Here is a 15,152-nt window from a genome sequence, read left to right on the forward strand (position 1 = left end):
CTCTGATCTCTGTCAATGGCGAATTCCATCGTGCAGCCTAAGCTTTTTGCCACTAGGAGCCAGATATCCCTTCCTGCTCCTTGCATTCAGGAGTAGTCCAATGTCGAGCAAACCACCGCTCTTTAATGACGATATCCAGGCATGGGATCTGTATGCCTCTGCCGCGCTCAGTGCATTGATTGCCAGGGGTGAGTCCGCAGAGCCGGCGGTCGAGGCCGCAGCCGATCTGGCGGATAACCTTCTAAAGGAGCGGGCAAGACGTATCAAGGCAGCCAAGGAGCATCTTTTTCAGCATTGATTCACCCGGGCCCCACTCCCCAGTGTCGTGGCGAAGCGGCAACTGATATGTTCGCAGGCTTGTGTCATGAGGCAATGAGGCTGAAATGCTGCGAATACTCGGCAAGGCATCGTCAATCAATGTAAGAAAAGTACTGTGGGCATGCACCGAAACAGAGCGGTCTTTTGAACGGGAAGACTGGGGGAGCGGTTTTCGGGCAACGGATACGCCCGAGTTCATGTCCTTGAACCCCAATGCCATGGTGCCTGTGATTCTGGAAGACGACTTTGTCTTGTGGGAGTCCAACACCATCATTCGCTATCTGGCTGCCGCTCACCCGGACGAAGGTTTCTACCCGTCACAGCCCAGAGCCAGAGCCCGGATAGATCAGTGGATAGACTGGCAGGCCACCGACCTCAACAAGTCCTGGACCTATGCGTTCATGTCGCTGGTCAGGCGCTCGGCCGAATTCCAGGATCCTGACTCGCTGAAGGCCTCATGCGCCAGTTGGTCCAGGCATATGCAGATACTGGATCGCCAGCTTGAGCTGACGGGCGCTTATGTGGCCGGCAAGTCGTTTACCCTTGCCGATATCCCGATTGGTCTATCGGTCAACCGATGGTTCGAAACGCCGCTGGAGCATCCCGATTTTCCTGCCGTCGCTGCTTACTACGAGCGTCTGAGCGAGCGTCCCGGTTATTTGCTGTATGGCAGAAACGGTACTCCGTAACCTGATATCCACAGAATCCCTTCGTAAACAGGAATCGCTGTCTTGACCATCATAAAAATAACCGCTGGCGGCTATGAGTTTCTGGCCGAGGCCAATCCCGATGCTCCGCAAACCGTTGAAGCCTTTTTGAAGTTGCTGCCTTACCGGCAGAAGTTCATTCATGTGCGCTGGAGCGGAGAGGGTTGCTGGGTGCCGCTGGATGATTACCAACTCATGCTCGATGACAAGCCGATCGGCTTCGAGAATGCGACCAGTCACCCTTCGGTAGGCGACATCCTGTTCTATCCGGGCGGGTACAGTGAAACCGAAATCATCCTGGCCTACGGCTCCTGCTGTTTTGCCAGCAAGATGGGCCAACTGGCGGGCAATCATTTCCTGACCATCGTCGAAGGCAAGGAAAACCTGCGCAAACTGGGCGTCAAGACCTTGTGGGAAGGCGCTCAGGATGTGGTTTTCGAGTTGGCCTGAGGCTGAAGAATGCGCTGCGGTGTTAGAATCGGCTTTTTTCGACGAAGGCATGTCATGAAATTTCCGGTTTCTATCATCGCGACCGCATTGCTGCTGGCCGGATGCGCGGCTCCCTCCGACTCGGCCCGTTCGGCCGGGCCGACCAAGGTCCTGTCCAGCAACAAGCAGGATGCGGCCGTGGCTCAGTGCATCCAGGTTTCCTGGCAGAACGAAGCGATGTTCGGAACGTCCTCGGACGTGTTCCTGCACAAACTCTCCGGCGGCGGCTTTACGGTCTTCACCACCGAGGCCAAATACTTCGCGGACGTGCGCAGCAAGGGGCCGAGCACCGACATCGAGTTCTATGCACCAGCAGGTGACAGCCACTCCGCGCTGAGGGCAGCGGCAATCGCTACGTGTCTGTGAGGGGGCGGTAGGCTAAAAGCTAAAAGCTTGAGGCTTACGGCTTGAAACTTGCAGCTTCTTGCAGCTTGTCTCTCATACCCTCAGGAAACCCCCATGCCTATCGCTGTCATCGATAAGGGCGCTGCCGAGCCGGGCCAAAGCTTGTTGCGTGATGTAAGTCTGCCGGCTCTGGTGATCCACAATCGGGCGCTTGAGCACAATCTTCGCTGGATGCAGGCCTTTGTCACTGACAGCGGTGCGGAGCTTGCGCCCCATGGCAAGACCAGCATGGTGCCAGCCTTGTTTCGTCGCCAATTGGAGGAGGGTGCCTGGGGCATGACCCTGGCCACTGCGGTGCAGACCCGCGCTGCTTTTGCCCATGGTGTGCGTCGCGTATTGATGGCCAATCAGTTGGTGGGGGCGCCCAACATGGCAATCATTGCCGAGATGCTGGCCGATCCGTTGTTCGATTTTCATTGCATGGTCGATCACCCTGACAACGTAGCGGCATTGGGCGAATTCTTTGCCGCACGCGGGTTGCGGCTGAATGTCATGATCGAATACGGCGTACCCGGCGGGCGCTGCGGTTGCCGCACCGAGCAGGAAGTGCTGGCGCTGGTGGAGGCGATCGACGCTCAGCCAGCCTTGGCATTGACCGGGATCGAAGGCTATGAAGGCGTGATCCATGGTGACAGGGCCACCGAAGGGATCAGAGCCTTTGCCGCGTCCCTGGTGCGGCTGGCCGTCGAGTTGCAGGACAGGCAAGCCTTTGCCCTCGATCGCCCCATCGTGACCGCCTCGGGCTCAGCCTGGTATGACCTGATTGCCGAAGCCTTCGACGCTCAGGCTGTGCGCCAGCGTTTTCTCAGTGTTCTGCGTCCTGGCTGCTATCTGGTGCATGACCATGGCATCTATAAAGCAGCGCAGTGCAACGTGCTGGATCGCCGCGCCGACCTGAGCGAAGGGTTGCGCCCGGCCATGGAAGTCTGGGCTCATGTGCAATCCTTGCCTGAGCCGGGTTTTGCAGTGGTCGCCCTGGGCAAGCGCGATATTGCCTACGATGCAGGTCTGCCCACGCCGTTGTTGCGTTACAAGGTCGGTGATCTGTCCCGCGAGGGCGATGATGTCAGCGCCTGCAAGGTTACGGCAGTGATGGATCAACATGCGTTCATGACCATCGCGCCGGGTTGTGAGCTGAAAGTCGGCGATATCATTTCCTTCGGCTCTTCCCATCCGTGCCTGACCTTCGACAAGTGGCGCTCCGGGTGCCTGGTCGATGAGGATCTGAAAGTCATCGAAAGCTTCAATACGTATTTTTAATGGCGCGATCGACTGCACAACATGCAGTTGATCGCCTAAAGCACTGAAACGAAAGCATTTCACTGGAGCTTGCGGGCGAATCCGGCGACCATAGGCGTCCACCGATTCTCACTCTGGAGCCTGCGTGCCTGACGATCTGCCTTCTGCTCTTCCTCCCGACCTGGATATCGAACTCAGTCCGCCCGAGCGCCTGCCGCTGTTCAAACGTCTGCTGTCACGCCTGATGGGACGTGGCCTGACGAGGCTTGGCGCACAGCACAGGCCTTCATGGTTTCAGGGGCATGCCGACGGGTTTCTGAGCGGGCATATCGAGGGCGTGAACGAGGGCTACGCCGAAGGCCGTCTGGATGGGCTGGAACAAGGGCGCAATGTCCTTCTGATCCGCGATACCCGCCCCAGCGAGCATCGTGGGCCGAAGGTCGATGATCATCTGTTCGATGACTGGCGTCTTGGGCTGACCCCGGAGTTGAAAAAGCGCATCAAGGCCGATGTCGCGCAAAAGCTGCCGCCCCATGCCCAGCCCAGCCCGGCGCAATGGAAAATGATTTTCAGCGATACGCCCTCCACCTATGTGATTGCAGGCGCAGGGGCGGGCAAGTCCACGTCGCTGGTGCTGCGCATACTGTTGCTCCATCACTATCTGGGGTTCGAGCTGGAAGCCATGACTGTGGTGACGTTCACCCGCGAATCGCGCAAGGACTTCATCGGCAAGCTGATCGAGATCATGGCGTTGTGGGGGCATAGCCTGAATCACAAGCAGGCCCGGGATCTGGTACGAACCTTCCATTCGCGAATCCTGCCTCTGGTTCGCAGTCTGCCGGGTTTCGAGCAACTGCGTGCTTTCGAGAATCTGGGCTCTGCGTCTGCTTCTGGCGACGAGGCTGACAGTAACCCGTTCGATCTGCGCATCAACGACGCCCAGCGTCAGCAATTGAACCTGTGCTATCGCGACCTGTATGCCAGCAGCGAACGCTTTCGCGAGGTGATTGCGCCGCTGTACCGTCATGCGCTGCAGCTCAAGGAACTGGATCGCGATCACCCGGATGTGCAAAAGCGCATCACCGTGACCGAGCTGTCGGCCAAGCGCGATGAAGAACTGTGCGACCTCATCGAGGACCTGTGGATACGGGCAAAGGCCTGGCCTGTAAAAGGCATCGAGCCCATGCGCCAGACCATTGAAATCAATGGCTTTGCCTTCCATGTCCACGGTTATATCGCCGAGCTGGATGCCTGGGTTGTGCTGGGGCTCGACGCCAGTGAGGACCAGCAGATGAAGCGCCCCGGCGCCAAGCTTCCGGTCTGGGCCGAATGGGTGATCAAGCGCACACTGTTTCAAGCTTTTTGCCGCAAGCCGTTGATCTGGTTCGAGAACTACGAAGCGGCCGGCAAGGTGCTGCAATCTCTGGCTGGGTCGGCTGTGGCGGGGCCGGGTTTCGATTACCGGGTCAAGGGTGAGTTGAGCGCTGCACCGCTTCTGGATTGTTTTGTCATGGCTGCCAGCTTTATCGAAAACCTGGGCCTTGATGTGCCCGGTGCCGTAGCCGAGATGAGCTTTGCCGGCAATGACCCGGACCGGTTCTTCTTCGAGGGCCTGAGCCTGTTCTGGAAAGCCTTTGAAAACCATCTGCTGGATCAGACGCCACCGATCATGACCTACAACCGGATGTTCGCCCTGTTTGGCGAAACATCGCCGGAAAACCTGCGGCAGGTCGGCGATGAGGTACTCAGGCCTCTGGCGCACCTGATGATCGATGAGTTCCAGGATGTCTCGCCGCAGATCGTGTCCTGGATACGGGCCAGCCTGCGGGAAATCCGACGCCGTGGTCCGGCCATGCATGCCGGTCGCGTGGCCCGGCATTCATCGTTGCTGTGTGTGGGGGACGACTGGCAGTCCATCTATGGCTGGCGGGGCAGCTCGCCGTACTACTTCATGGAGTTTCCCAAGGAGTTTTCATCGCCCGCGACCACCAAAGTCATGCTCAGCGATAACTTTCGCAGCCATCAGCATATTATCGATGCCGCCGAACATATCGTGCGCGCCGCTCCTGCCATTGCAGGCAAGAAGGCCAGGGCCAGCGGTGCTATCCAGGAGCTGCTGCCGGTAACGGTGCTGAGCCGCGATGACAATGAACTGGCCGAACGTGTCACCGAACACTACAACGCTGGCGATTCGATCCTGTTGCTGTATCGGAAGAACAGTGAGAAGGCCATGATTTCCGAGCAACTGAAATCGCTGATCCAGGCCGATGCGGCCAAGGAACCGCAGGCACGGCGAATCAGAATGCTGACTTATCACAGTTCCAAGGGATTGCAGGCCGATACGGTATTCCTGCTGGGGGATTGCCAGCACTCGACGCTGTCGCCCTACAAGAACCAGGTCTATCGTCTGGCCGGTCTGGGTGATGCCGGCGATTCGCAGGCGTTCGACAATGCCCAGCAGGACGAGGTCCTGCGTCTGGCGTATGTGGCCATAACTCGTGCCATACGCCATTGCTACTGGTACATCGATGAAAGCACCTTGGGGAGCGAGCACGTCAAGGCCCCCAAGGCATCGGACAGGGTTGCCGGGGACAAGCCTTTCTTTGAAGACCTGCGCAAGAGTCGATGAAAGAGGGGCGGGAGCTTCAAGGCTCCCGCTGTTTCAGAGAAAGCCGGTCAACTGATGAGCACCGAACAGTTCCAGCTCGGCTTCAATGGCTTCGATGATTCGTTCTACGTCGGTGGCATTCATGACGGTAGCGCAGGGCAGCCCGGCAATGGCGACTACCGTTTCACCGCTGGCCCTGTCGAACAGGCGGGCAATCATGCTGCTGGGTGCATCCATGGTGGCTTCAAAGCCAACCGGATGAAAGTGCCAGCGCATCAACTGGCATGCATTGGGGAACGTGACTTTGTTCATGGAAGCGGCCCACCTGATTCAATCGAGCAATTCCTTCAGCCCCAATGGGTAGGAAGACCAGTCGAGATGGGACCGATAGAAGCCGAAGTGATCAGACAGTGCACAATCCTGAGTGATCGTACTGCTTTTCTGCGGGATGATCCGAACGGTCTGGCGAGACCTAAAAATAGCACCTGACTGCACTGGACTGGAAAATATTTTCAGGCGTCAGTCGAATTTTTTCGATTATTTGATGTACGTCAAAAACGTTTGATTCTGCGAGCTGTTTGCTTCAAGTATTGAGATGTGCCCGATGGATAGGGCAAGCTGGTTTCATTGACCCAGGGAGCTGAAGAATGCTGAGTAAATCCGTTGCTGCGCTGATGTTGCTGGCCTCCACCAGCCATGCAGCAGAAAGGGTCAGTATCTACAACTGGACCGACTACATCGCCTCCGACACCCTGAAGAATTTTCAGGCAGCAACCGGTATAAAAGCCGATTACCAGACCTACGAAACCAATGAAGTCCTCAATGCCCGGCTTATGGCTCGCCATTCGGGCTATGACATCGTGGTGCCGTCCGTGCATGTCATGGCGCGGCAGATAGACCAGGGTGTACTGAAGGTACTGGACAAGCATCAACTACCCAACTGGAAGAACCTGAACCCGGTATTGCTCAAGGCGCTGGAGGTCAACGATCCCGGTAACCAGCATGGTTTTCCCTATCTATGGGGCAGTACCGGTATTGGCTATAACGTGGACAAGGTCAAGGCCGTACTGGGTAACGACACAGCGCTGGACTCCTGGGACCTGATCCTCAAGCCGGAGAATATGCAAAAGCTTGCCCAGTGCGGTGTTGCAATCCTCGATAACGTTGCGCAAGTGTTGCCGATCACCCTGAATTATCTGGGACTGCCTCCCTACAGCGAACAACCCGAAGACTATGCAAAGGCTCAGGTCGCATTGAGCGCCATTCGTCCCTATGTTCTCTACTTTGACTCGGTCAAATACATCGATGACCTGGGCAGCGGCAAGATCTGCATGGTGCTGGGTTTTTCCGGAGATGTAGCCCAGGCCCGGGATAGAGCCGATAAAGCCGGTAACGGTGTGAAAATCGATTATGTCGTCCCGAAGGAGGGTGCGCCGATGTGGTTCGATATGATCGCCATGCCGATCGATGCCCCTAATGAGAAGGCCGGGTATGCCTTCATGAATTACCTGCTGCGTCCGGAAGTGATGGCCCATATCACCAACGAGGTGAAGTACGCCAACGGCAATGAAAAAGCCGATGCATTGATCGATCCTGCTCTCTGGGCCGACACCAGTATTTATCCCAATGCCGAAATGCTCAGCCGGATGTTCGTGGTCGAACCGGTAGAGGTAAAAACCGAAGCGCTGCGCACGGGCATATGGGCCAGTACCAAATCAGGAAATTGAATATGAAGAAGCAACTTTTCAGTTGGGAAAGATCAATGAAGTGCAACTGAAAGTCGGTGCGTTGACGTCAGAAAAGATTTCCTGTTTTTGACTCCATTTATTCTCAAGGGCGACCGATAACCGGTTTATGGGGCATGGCTTCGAGGCTATCGCTCTTCAAGTTGGCGAGGGTTCTGACTCTCTCGTTTCGTCATGCACGGATCGCATCGGGTTGTATCTCCCAAGAGAATGATTCCATGTCAATACGAAGTATCAATATCGCGCCCCGTGCTTTTATGGGCTTTGCCTTTATTGCCGTTCTGGTCATAGGGCTGGGCATTTTCGCTCTCAATCGCATGTCGATCATTCGCCAGGCCACCACGGACCTGGAAACCAACATGCTGCCCAGCATCAGCTATCTGGGTGAAGTAGACGAGAACCTGCTGCTGTTACGCATCATGTCGTTCAGGTACCTGATCAATCGGGAACCCGAGCAGATTCAGGAAACCGAAAGCCGTGCCCAGGTCCTGACTCAAAAACTCAAGAAAGCCGAGTCCAGTTATGCCGCCTTGCCGGCGGGCGGTGAAGAAAGAGACGTTTATAGACAGTTCCAGACGGCGCTGGCCGAATATCTGGATATACAACAAACTGCGATGGCGTTGTCGCGCAGTAATGATCTGGAAGCATTGAAAACACTGGTCAACACGAAAATGAAAACCAGTACGGATTTAATTGCTTCGCAACTTGATCAGTTGATTACTATCAACAAGAAGTCGGCACTGGAGGCTTCCGAGCTTTCAAGTATGCACTTTGACAATGCCAACACGGCAATCATTCTGGTGTCGGTGCTGGCGGCTGTCTTGACGGTTCTGCTGGCCTGGTTATTGACGCGCAGTATTGTCATGCCATTGTCCAGGGCGGTACGCGCCGCGCAGGAAATTTCCGATGGCAACCTGACCCGGCATATCGAAGTAGACGGCAATGACGAACCGGCGCGTCTGCTGGAAGCATTGGTGTTGATGCAGCAGAATCTGCGCAAGACCATCGAGCAGATTTCCGGTTCTGCGACCCAGCTGGCTTCTGCGGCAGAAGAGCTGAGCGCGGTGACTGAAGAGTCGTCCCGCGGGCTGCAACAGCAGAATGATGAACTTGAACAGGCGGCCACCGCCGTCAACCAGATGACCGCTGCAGTGGAAGAGGTGGCCCGCAACGCGGTATCCACCTCGCAAGCCTCGCAGCAATCCAACGAAACGGCGCGGCAGGGACGGGACAAGGTCGTGGAAACCGTCAAGGCGATCCAGATCATGACCCAGGATGTGCAGAGCACTTCCAGTCTGGTCGAAGGGCTGGCCACTCAAGGGCGCGAAATCGGCAAGGTGCTGGATGTGATTCGTGGCATTGCCGAACAGACCAACCTGCTGGCACTCAACGCTGCCATTGAGGCCGCACGGGCAGGCGAGGCGGGCAGAGGGTTTGCGGTCGTGGCAGACGAAGTGCGTGCGCTGGCGCATCGTACCGCCCAGTCGACCCGGGAAATCGAGCAAATGGTGGCTGGCATCCAGAGCGGTACAGGGCAGGCTGTGGAGTCCATGACCCTCAATACCGGTCGTACCCGAACCACGCTGGATCTGGCTCAGGCCGCAGGCGATGCGCTGGAGCGGATCACCGATGCCATCTCGCAGATCAACGAGCGCAATCTGGTGATTGCCAGTGCTTCGGAGCAGCAGGCTCAGGTTTCACGGGAGGTTGACCGCAATCTGGTCAATATCCGCGATCTGGCCAACCAGTCGGCTGCAGGCGCCAATCAGACCAGTGCTGCCAGCCATGAGCTGTCACGACTGGCAGTGGGCCTGAATACGATGGTGGGTCGATTCGTGATCTGAACGTGAGTGGGAGGCGGCAGGCTGCCTCCCACGCCAATTTTTGAAACAAAATCTCATTCGCAATTTTTTTGCCATTAATAACCGATTTCTCGCAACAACCCATCCCAATACTCCTTTTGACGAGCTTTAAAAGCTCGTCGGGGAGCTTTTTTTGACGATCTTCTCCGCGCGTTTTTTCTGTTTTTGCCTGCCGAATGCAACAAGAAGGCTTTTTGAGACTCCTACCATCCGAATTCTTCATATCGAAACATAAGGGTATTAGTCTTTAAGCGTGATCAAGGGTACGTATTCGACTGATCCAAAAAGGAATTTCCGGGGGCTGCGAACCCGCTCATGGCTGGCATATTCGCATCAGCGACACGCTGAATTTACATAAACACGTGCCGGACTCCATACGATGAATATGTCAAAACTCTCTTCAATCAGCCGGGTCTATCGCCGTTACGCCTGGTTTCTTTTTCCTGCCTTGCTGATTTCCTGCGCGGCCTTCTGGTTTTCAATCGGTGGCGGGGTGCATGCCGAACCGAAAAACGGCACGCAAACCCTGGTATTCCTGCGCCATGCAGAGAAACCTTCCATGGGCCTGGGGCAATTGAATTGCCAGGGCCTGAATCGGGCCATCGATTTGTCCGAGCTGTTGCCCAGGACCTATGGCAAGGCCGATTTCATCTTTGCCGCCAATCCAAGTCGCCATGTGGAAGAGGGTGAAGGTGATCTGTCCTACAGCTATCTGCGCCCCTTGATGACGGTGGGACCTAGCGCAATCAAGCTGGGCCTGCCGGTCAATATCGATTTTGGTGCCAACGATACCGGCGCTCTGGCCGATGAGTTGATGCATGACAAGTATCACAACGCGACCATCTACACAGCCTGGTCCCATGGTTATCTGCCTGAACTGATCAACAAGGTGGCTCAGGAAGCTTCGGGCCAGAAAATGAAGCTGGTGGACGACTGGACAGGCGATGACTTCGACTCGGTGCTGGTGATTACCCTGAAATGGGTCAACGGCAAGGCCACGCTGGATTACGAAAACCACAAGCAGGGCCTCGATAACGGCACGATCTCCTGTCCGACCTGATCGAAACCGTCCATTCATGTCTGCCCACGTCATGCTGGCTTGACGATCTGGCCGGGAAGTCTGTTATCTGTGGCCATTGCCCATGGTCGAGGAACAGCGCATGTACAAGGATTATCCAGCCGCTTATCAGGTCAGCAAAGGCGCTGCGCTGCAGGTAGACAAGGCATTTTACGAGCGCATACGCACCAGTACCGGGCAGCGCACGCTGATCGAGACATTCGAAGTGCCGATTCGTACCGGCCGGGCCTGGAAGGTCAGGGCGGGGCAGGTGTTTCGTGTCACCACTCCGTTCGGCCCGCAGGTCGGCGACTTCAATGTCTGGAATGCCGACGACCCTCGCGAGCGTCTGTGGGCTGCACGAACCCGCCAATTGCAGGGCGCTCATGTAAGCACTCATGACCGGCTCTGGTCGAACCTGCCATTTCTGCGCCCGATGGTGACCATCACCGATGACAGCCTGGCGGGTTATGGCATCGACGAGCACGGTGGTCGTCTGCATGACCTGCTTGGCACCCGTTGCGACCCTTACGTCAACAAGATGCTGACCGGCGAAGACTTTCATCATCACTGCCACTCCAACCTGACCCGCGCAGTGCTGCCCCATGGTCTGACCGAATTCGATGTTCATGATGTGCTGAACATCTTCCAGTGCACCGGGCTCAATCATGACGACATGTATTTCATGAAGGCCTGCCCGGCCCGCCAGGGCGATTACCTGGAGTTCTTCGCGGAAATCGATCTGCTGTGCGCCTTGTCCACTTGCCCCGGTGGTGATCTGTCATTGCCCATGTGGGGGCCGGACGCTCAGGATCCGCTGTCTGTCTGCCGTCCCTTGGGCGTGGAAATCTACAGCCTCGAAGACTCGCTGCTGGAAGGCTGGACGCCACCTCGGCGGGCCAGTTACGACGGTTTGCACGGGCTGAAGATTTCACCGGCAGAATGGGAAAAGTAGCAACCGGCCAGCAAGTTCATCGTTTGCCCATGGCTTTACTGGCGGAGCCCGGATAATGTGTGAGCCCCTGTGTATACATCAGCGCAGTACAGGGGGCGCAGGGCGCGAATGTCCCGCGCATGAGCCGATCACGGAGGACTGGCCGGGCCCGAAAAGGGTATTACCGCTGGCTATCCGGATTAGAACCTACTCATGTGCCCTGTTTTTCGTACCCTGGCGGTGCTGGTTGTCGCGCTCGGCCTTGCTGGCTGCATCGCCAATCCTGTTCCCCTGACGCCACAGACCGTCGAGCGTCTGCATCGGCAGCCACCGGTTCGGTTTCTGCTGACATTCGACGATGGGCCCAGTGCATCGGGTTTCTACAATCCGACGCTCACGGTGCTGGACAGCCTGGCCACTAACCCCGTGCAGCCGGATATCAAGGCTGTATTCTTCGTCCAGACCGGTGCAAGTGGCGCAGGCGGTAGTGAGCAGGGCCGAGCGATCATGCAGCGCCAGCATGCAGAAGGGCATGTGCTGGGCTTTCATACCAGCACCCCGCATCACACCAATCACCGCTCGCTGAATCCCGAAGAGCTTGAGCAGTCCCTGACGCAAGGCAGTGCGATCATTGCCGGTATTACTGGCACCCCGACGGTTCTGCTGCGTCCGCCGTTCTGGAACTACGACAAGCGCACCTTCGCCGCCTATCAGCAGCATGGCCTGCATGTGCTGCTGACCGACCTGAGTGCCAATGACGGCAAGATATGGGGTTACAACTTCAGTCTGCGCCGCCGTTCCAATATGCTCCGGCAGCTATCTGAAGTGCGCGAGCGTATCGCCGCAGGCGAGCTGCCCTCCGTCGATGGGGTCACACCGGTGGTGGTCACGTTTCATGATCTGAATCGTTATACCGCCCGGCACGCTCGGGAATACCTGCAGATCCTGATCGACAGCGCCCATGAAACCGGTGTGACCCTGGATCAAAAACCTTTCTACGACGACAGCGCCCAACTCAAGCGTGCGGCGCTGGCTCGTACGGTCAAGAGCAGTGATGAGCCTGTGCGCCTGCCGGGGATATGGAACTGGCTCTGGGACCAGAACTCACACTAGGTTTTGTCGACCTGTCACTGTTCCAGGGTATTTTTCCGGATATGACCATTCTGGAAAATCATCGCCAGGTGCTCGCCCTGACCTACAAGGCAGTCAATGTCAGTGAGTGGGTCTCCGTCCACCACCAGCAGGTCGGCCTGTGCGCCCGCTGCGATGCAGCCCAGTTCACCCTCACGCTGAAGGATCTGCGCCGCCACACTGGTGGCGCTGCGCAGGGCTGCAAGATTGCCCAGCAATTCGGCGCGGATCTTCAGTTCGTGGCTCTGATATTCATGCATTTCACCGAGCAGGTCCGAGCCGTAGCCCATGGGCACGCCAGCTTCGGCGAACAGCAGCAGGGCATTGCGTCCGGCCTGACGCACGTCTTCGATCTTGGCCACCGAGTCGGCTGGCAGTCCGAAGCGCTCCCCGTACTGGGCGAGCATTTCATAGGTGACTTGGGTCGGTACTGCAAAAGCCCCTTTTTCAGCCATCAGGCGAGCGGTGTCGGCATCCACCAGATTGCCGTGTTCGATGGTGCGTACGCCGCATTCGATGGCGCGGCGAATGGCCCGCGCCGTGTAAGCGTGAGCCATCACGTAGGTGTTGGCGGCTGCGGCCTCGTCGACGATGGCGCGGATTTCGGCTTCGCTGTATTGGGTATTGGCAATCGGGTCGGTGGGTGAAGACACGCCACCTGAAGCCATGATCTTTATCTGGTTCGCGCCTTGTTGCAGTTCTTCACGAACTGCCAGGCGCACATTGTCGACACCATCCACTACCCGAGCGATGGCTCCGGCGCGGAAGCAGCAGGAACAGGGTTCACTCGACAGCAGCTCGCCACGGGCACGCATGTCGCCGTGGCCACCTGTCTGCGACAAGGCCTTGCCCGACGCGAAGATCTTCGGTCCTGGAATCAGCCCCAGCTGGATGGAGCGAGCCAGTGCCCAGTCGGCACCGCCGGCATCGCGCACGGTGGTGAAACCGCGCTGCAACATGGCGGCCAGAATCGGCAGCGCACGGTACATGATGATGGCGTTAGGTTGCAGCGCGTTGAAACCCAGGTTGGCACTGGAGGCCAGAACGTGAACATGGCAGTCGATCAGGCCGGGCATCAGGGTCTTGCCACCCAGATCGATAACTCTGGCCCCGGCTTCGGCGGGCTCGCCGGCAGGGCGTACGGCGACAATGCGCTCGCCCTCGATCACGACTTCCTGGCCGTCGAGCAATTGGCCCAGTTGCAGATCGAGCAAGCGCCCGTTGCGCAGGATCAGTCGTGAGGATTCAGGGGTATTCATTGATAGGCTCCAGTCAGAGGACGGCGGGACACGGGCTCTCTGTCGCGATAAAGCATCGCGCCTGCACCGCTGATGATTGCTGCGAACATGATGTAGAAGGCCGGGGCCACGTTGCTGCCTGTCGAGGCGATCAGCCAGGTGATAGTGAAGGTGGCGAAGCCGCCGAAGATCGTTACCGCGAAGTTGTAAGCTACCGACAGCCCGGTCGAGAGCACGTGGGTGGGCAGCAGTTCGCCGAATGCGGCGAGGATCGAGCCGATGTAGCCCGAAATCAGCAGGCCCAGCACCAGCTCAAAGACCAGCAGCGAAAACAGCCCCGGCATCTGGTTGATGAAAACAAACATCGGGTAGGCGCTGAAGAAAATCGCCAGCGCCGAACCCAGCAGCCAGGGCCGACGACCATAGCGGTCAGCAAGGGCACCGACGATAGGCGTCGCCACGATCAACACTGCGCCGCCCATCATGCCGGCGCTGAATCCCATCCATGAAGGCAGACCGAGCACTCGCTGGGCGTAGGAAGGAATGTAAAACAGGACGGCGTAGGTACAGACTGTCCAGAGCACGACCAGCGAGAAACTGATCAGGGTCTGGCGTGGATAGGTGCGCAAGACTTCACGCAAGGGCGAGTCGACGGGCTTGCTGGCCTTGTAGACCGGTGTTTCATCGACGCGGCTACGGATGTAGAAGCCCACCGGACCGATCAGGGTGCCAATCAGAAAGGGCACGCGCCAGCCCCAGCTTTCCAGTTGTTCCTGAGTCAGGTAGCTGGACAGGACAGCGCCCAGCGTGGAGCCGAGCAATACGGCAACGCCAATGCTGGCTTGAATCCAGCTGGAGTAGAAAGCTTTCTTGCCTTCGGGAGCGTGTTCGGTCAGGAAGGCCGTGGCGCTGCCCATCTCGCCACCCGCCGAAAAGCCTTGCAGCAGCCGCGCCAGTACGATCAGCACCGGAGCCATCAGGCCTATCTGCGCATAGCTGGGGGTGATGGCGATGATCAGCGTGCCAAGGGCCATAAGCAGGATGGTCAGCGAGAGTGCCGCCTTGCGCCCGTGCTTGTCCCCATAGATACCCAGTACGATGCCGCCCACCGGGCGCATGAAAAAACCGACGCCGAAAGTGGCCAGGGCCAGAAGGTAGGAACTCAGTTCATTGCCGGTCGGGAAGAACACTTTGGCAATGATGACGGAAAAGAAGCTGTAGACCGTGAAGTCGAACCATTCAAGGCCATTGCCTATGACCGTGGCGGTCACGGCACGACGTGCCTGCTGGTTGTGAGTGCGTGGCGGAGAGGTTTGTTCTGTGCTCACTTTTTTGACTCCTGCATGCAAGACATGCAGGAAACAACCCTGCATTTATAGGGGGGCAGAGTTGAAAAGTTGAAACATTATTCGGATCTGA

At 57.5% G+C, this 15,152-nt stretch carries 14 protein-coding genes; 11 read left to right on the top strand and 3 right to left on the bottom strand.

Annotation, left to right across the window (positions count from 1 at the left end):
- Positions 1–100: 100 nt before the first annotated feature.
- From JSY17_RS02530 to JSY17_RS02555, 6 genes are all read left to right on the top strand, one after another.
- Positions 101–298 carry a hypothetical protein gene (locus JSY17_RS02530; protein WP_117163378.1) on the top strand — a complete coding sequence of 66 codons (198 nt, stop codon included), beginning with the start codon at positions 101–103 and terminating at the stop codon, positions 296–298.
- Between the two features lie 85 nt (positions 299–383).
- Positions 384–1,007 carry a glutathione S-transferase family protein gene (locus JSY17_RS02535; protein WP_122372525.1) on the top strand — a complete coding sequence of 208 codons (624 nt, stop codon included), beginning with the start codon at positions 384–386 and terminating at the stop codon, positions 1,005–1,007.
- Positions 1,008–1,049: 42 nt separating this feature from the next.
- Positions 1,050–1,475, top strand: coding sequence for a DUF3830 family protein (locus JSY17_RS02540; RefSeq protein ID WP_117180713.1), 426 nt, complete (start codon positions 1,050–1,052; stop codon positions 1,473–1,475).
- Positions 1,476–1,529: 54 nt separating this feature from the next.
- Positions 1,530–1,880 (top strand): 2-oxoacid ferredoxin oxidoreductase, encoded by a 351-nt coding sequence (locus JSY17_RS25570; RefSeq protein WP_117163375.1) that lies wholly within the window; start codon positions 1,530–1,532, stop codon positions 1,878–1,880.
- 93 nt (positions 1,881–1,973) lie between these two features.
- Entirely contained in the window at positions 1,974–3,179 is a 1,206-nt protein-coding gene (locus JSY17_RS02550; RefSeq protein WP_206401357.1) for an amino acid deaminase, read from the top strand.
- 124 nt (positions 3,180–3,303) lie between these two features.
- Positions 3,304–5,787 (top strand): UvrD-helicase domain-containing protein, encoded by a 2,484-nt coding sequence (locus JSY17_RS02555; protein WP_206401358.1) that lies wholly within the window; start codon positions 3,304–3,306, stop codon positions 5,785–5,787.
- 33 nt (positions 5,788–5,820) lie between these two features.
- On the opposite strand, the gene JSY17_RS02560 is transcribed toward JSY17_RS02555, so the two are convergent.
- Positions 5,821–6,078 carry a DUF1652 domain-containing protein gene (locus tag JSY17_RS02560; RefSeq protein WP_117163373.1) on the bottom strand — a complete coding sequence of 86 codons (258 nt, stop codon included), beginning with the start codon at positions 6,076–6,078 and terminating at the stop codon, positions 5,821–5,823.
- 335 nt (positions 6,079–6,413) lie between these two features.
- Between JSY17_RS02560 and JSY17_RS02565 the strand changes: the two genes are divergently transcribed.
- From JSY17_RS02565 to JSY17_RS02585, 5 genes are all read left to right on the top strand, one after another.
- Positions 6,414–7,493, top strand: coding sequence for a polyamine ABC transporter substrate-binding protein (locus JSY17_RS02565; RefSeq protein WP_206401360.1), 1,080 nt, complete (start codon positions 6,414–6,416; stop codon positions 7,491–7,493).
- 236 nt (positions 7,494–7,729) lie between these two features.
- Complete coding sequence (locus JSY17_RS02570; RefSeq protein WP_117187211.1) at positions 7,730–9,355, top strand: methyl-accepting chemotaxis protein; 1,626 nt, start codon at positions 7,730–7,732, stop codon at positions 9,353–9,355.
- 397 nt (positions 9,356–9,752) lie between these two features.
- Positions 9,753–10,433: a hypothetical protein gene (locus tag JSY17_RS02575; RefSeq protein WP_200978722.1), complete on the top strand. Its 681-nt coding sequence runs from the start codon at positions 9,753–9,755 to the stop codon at positions 10,431–10,433.
- A 100-nt stretch (positions 10,434–10,533) separates the two neighbouring features.
- Complete coding sequence (locus JSY17_RS02580) at positions 10,534–11,385, top strand: urea carboxylase-associated family protein (RefSeq protein WP_201012445.1); 852 nt, start codon at positions 10,534–10,536, stop codon at positions 11,383–11,385.
- A gap of 192 nt (positions 11,386–11,577) precedes the next feature.
- Positions 11,578–12,477: a polysaccharide deacetylase family protein gene (locus tag JSY17_RS02585; protein WP_122372517.1), complete on the top strand. Its 900-nt coding sequence runs from the start codon at positions 11,578–11,580 to the stop codon at positions 12,475–12,477.
- A 14-nt stretch (positions 12,478–12,491) separates the two neighbouring features.
- Here JSY17_RS02585 and JSY17_RS02590 read toward each other — a convergent pair whose 3' ends face one another.
- A complete protein-coding gene (locus JSY17_RS02590) occupies positions 12,492–13,754 on the bottom strand; it encodes a metal-dependent hydrolase family protein (protein ID WP_122372515.1) in 1,263 nt (420 codons plus the stop codon).
- Entirely contained in the window at positions 13,751–15,061 is a 1,311-nt protein-coding gene (locus tag JSY17_RS02595) for an MFS transporter (protein WP_117180705.1), read from the bottom strand. Before JSY17_RS02595 ends, JSY17_RS02590 begins: the two co-directional genes overlap by 4 nt.
- Between the last annotated feature and the right edge of the window lie 91 nt (positions 15,062–15,152).

The sequence above is a fragment of the Pseudomonas capsici genome, assembly GCF_017165765.1.
In the GTDB taxonomy this organism is placed as follows: Bacteria; Pseudomonadota; Gammaproteobacteria; order Pseudomonadales; family Pseudomonadaceae; genus Aquipseudomonas; species Aquipseudomonas capsici.

What these genes read in the sequence shown, in the direction of transcription:
- JSY17_RS02530 (WP_117163378.1), top strand. Translation starts at nt 101, where the DNA reads ATGTCGAGCAAACCACCGCTCTTTAATGACGATATCCAGGCATGGGAT.
- JSY17_RS02535 (WP_122372525.1), top strand. Translation starts at nt 384, where the DNA reads ATGCTGCGAATACTCGGCAAGGCATCGTCAATCAATGTAAGAAAAGTA.
- JSY17_RS25570 (WP_117163375.1), top strand. Translation starts at nt 1,530, where the DNA reads ATGAAATTTCCGGTTTCTATCATCGCGACCGCATTGCTGCTGGCCGGA.
- JSY17_RS02550 (WP_206401357.1), top strand. Translation starts at nt 1,974, where the DNA reads ATGCCTATCGCTGTCATCGATAAGGGCGCTGCCGAGCCGGGCCAAAGC.
- JSY17_RS02560 (WP_117163373.1), bottom strand. Translation starts at nt 6,078, where the DNA reads ATGAACAAAGTCACGTTCCCCAATGCATGCCAGTTGATGCGCTGGCAC.
- JSY17_RS02565 (WP_206401360.1), top strand. Translation starts at nt 6,414, where the DNA reads ATGCTGAGTAAATCCGTTGCTGCGCTGATGTTGCTGGCCTCCACCAGC.
- JSY17_RS02570 (WP_117187211.1), top strand. Translation starts at nt 7,730, where the DNA reads ATGTCAATACGAAGTATCAATATCGCGCCCCGTGCTTTTATGGGCTTT.
- JSY17_RS02575 (WP_200978722.1), top strand. Translation starts at nt 9,753, where the DNA reads ATGAATATGTCAAAACTCTCTTCAATCAGCCGGGTCTATCGCCGTTAC.
- JSY17_RS02580 (WP_201012445.1), top strand. Translation starts at nt 10,534, where the DNA reads ATGTACAAGGATTATCCAGCCGCTTATCAGGTCAGCAAAGGCGCTGCG.
- JSY17_RS02585 (WP_122372517.1), top strand. Translation starts at nt 11,578, where the DNA reads ATGTGCCCTGTTTTTCGTACCCTGGCGGTGCTGGTTGTCGCGCTCGGC.
- JSY17_RS02590 (WP_122372515.1), bottom strand. Translation starts at nt 13,754, where the DNA reads ATGAATACCCCTGAATCCTCACGACTGATCCTGCGCAACGGGCGCTTG.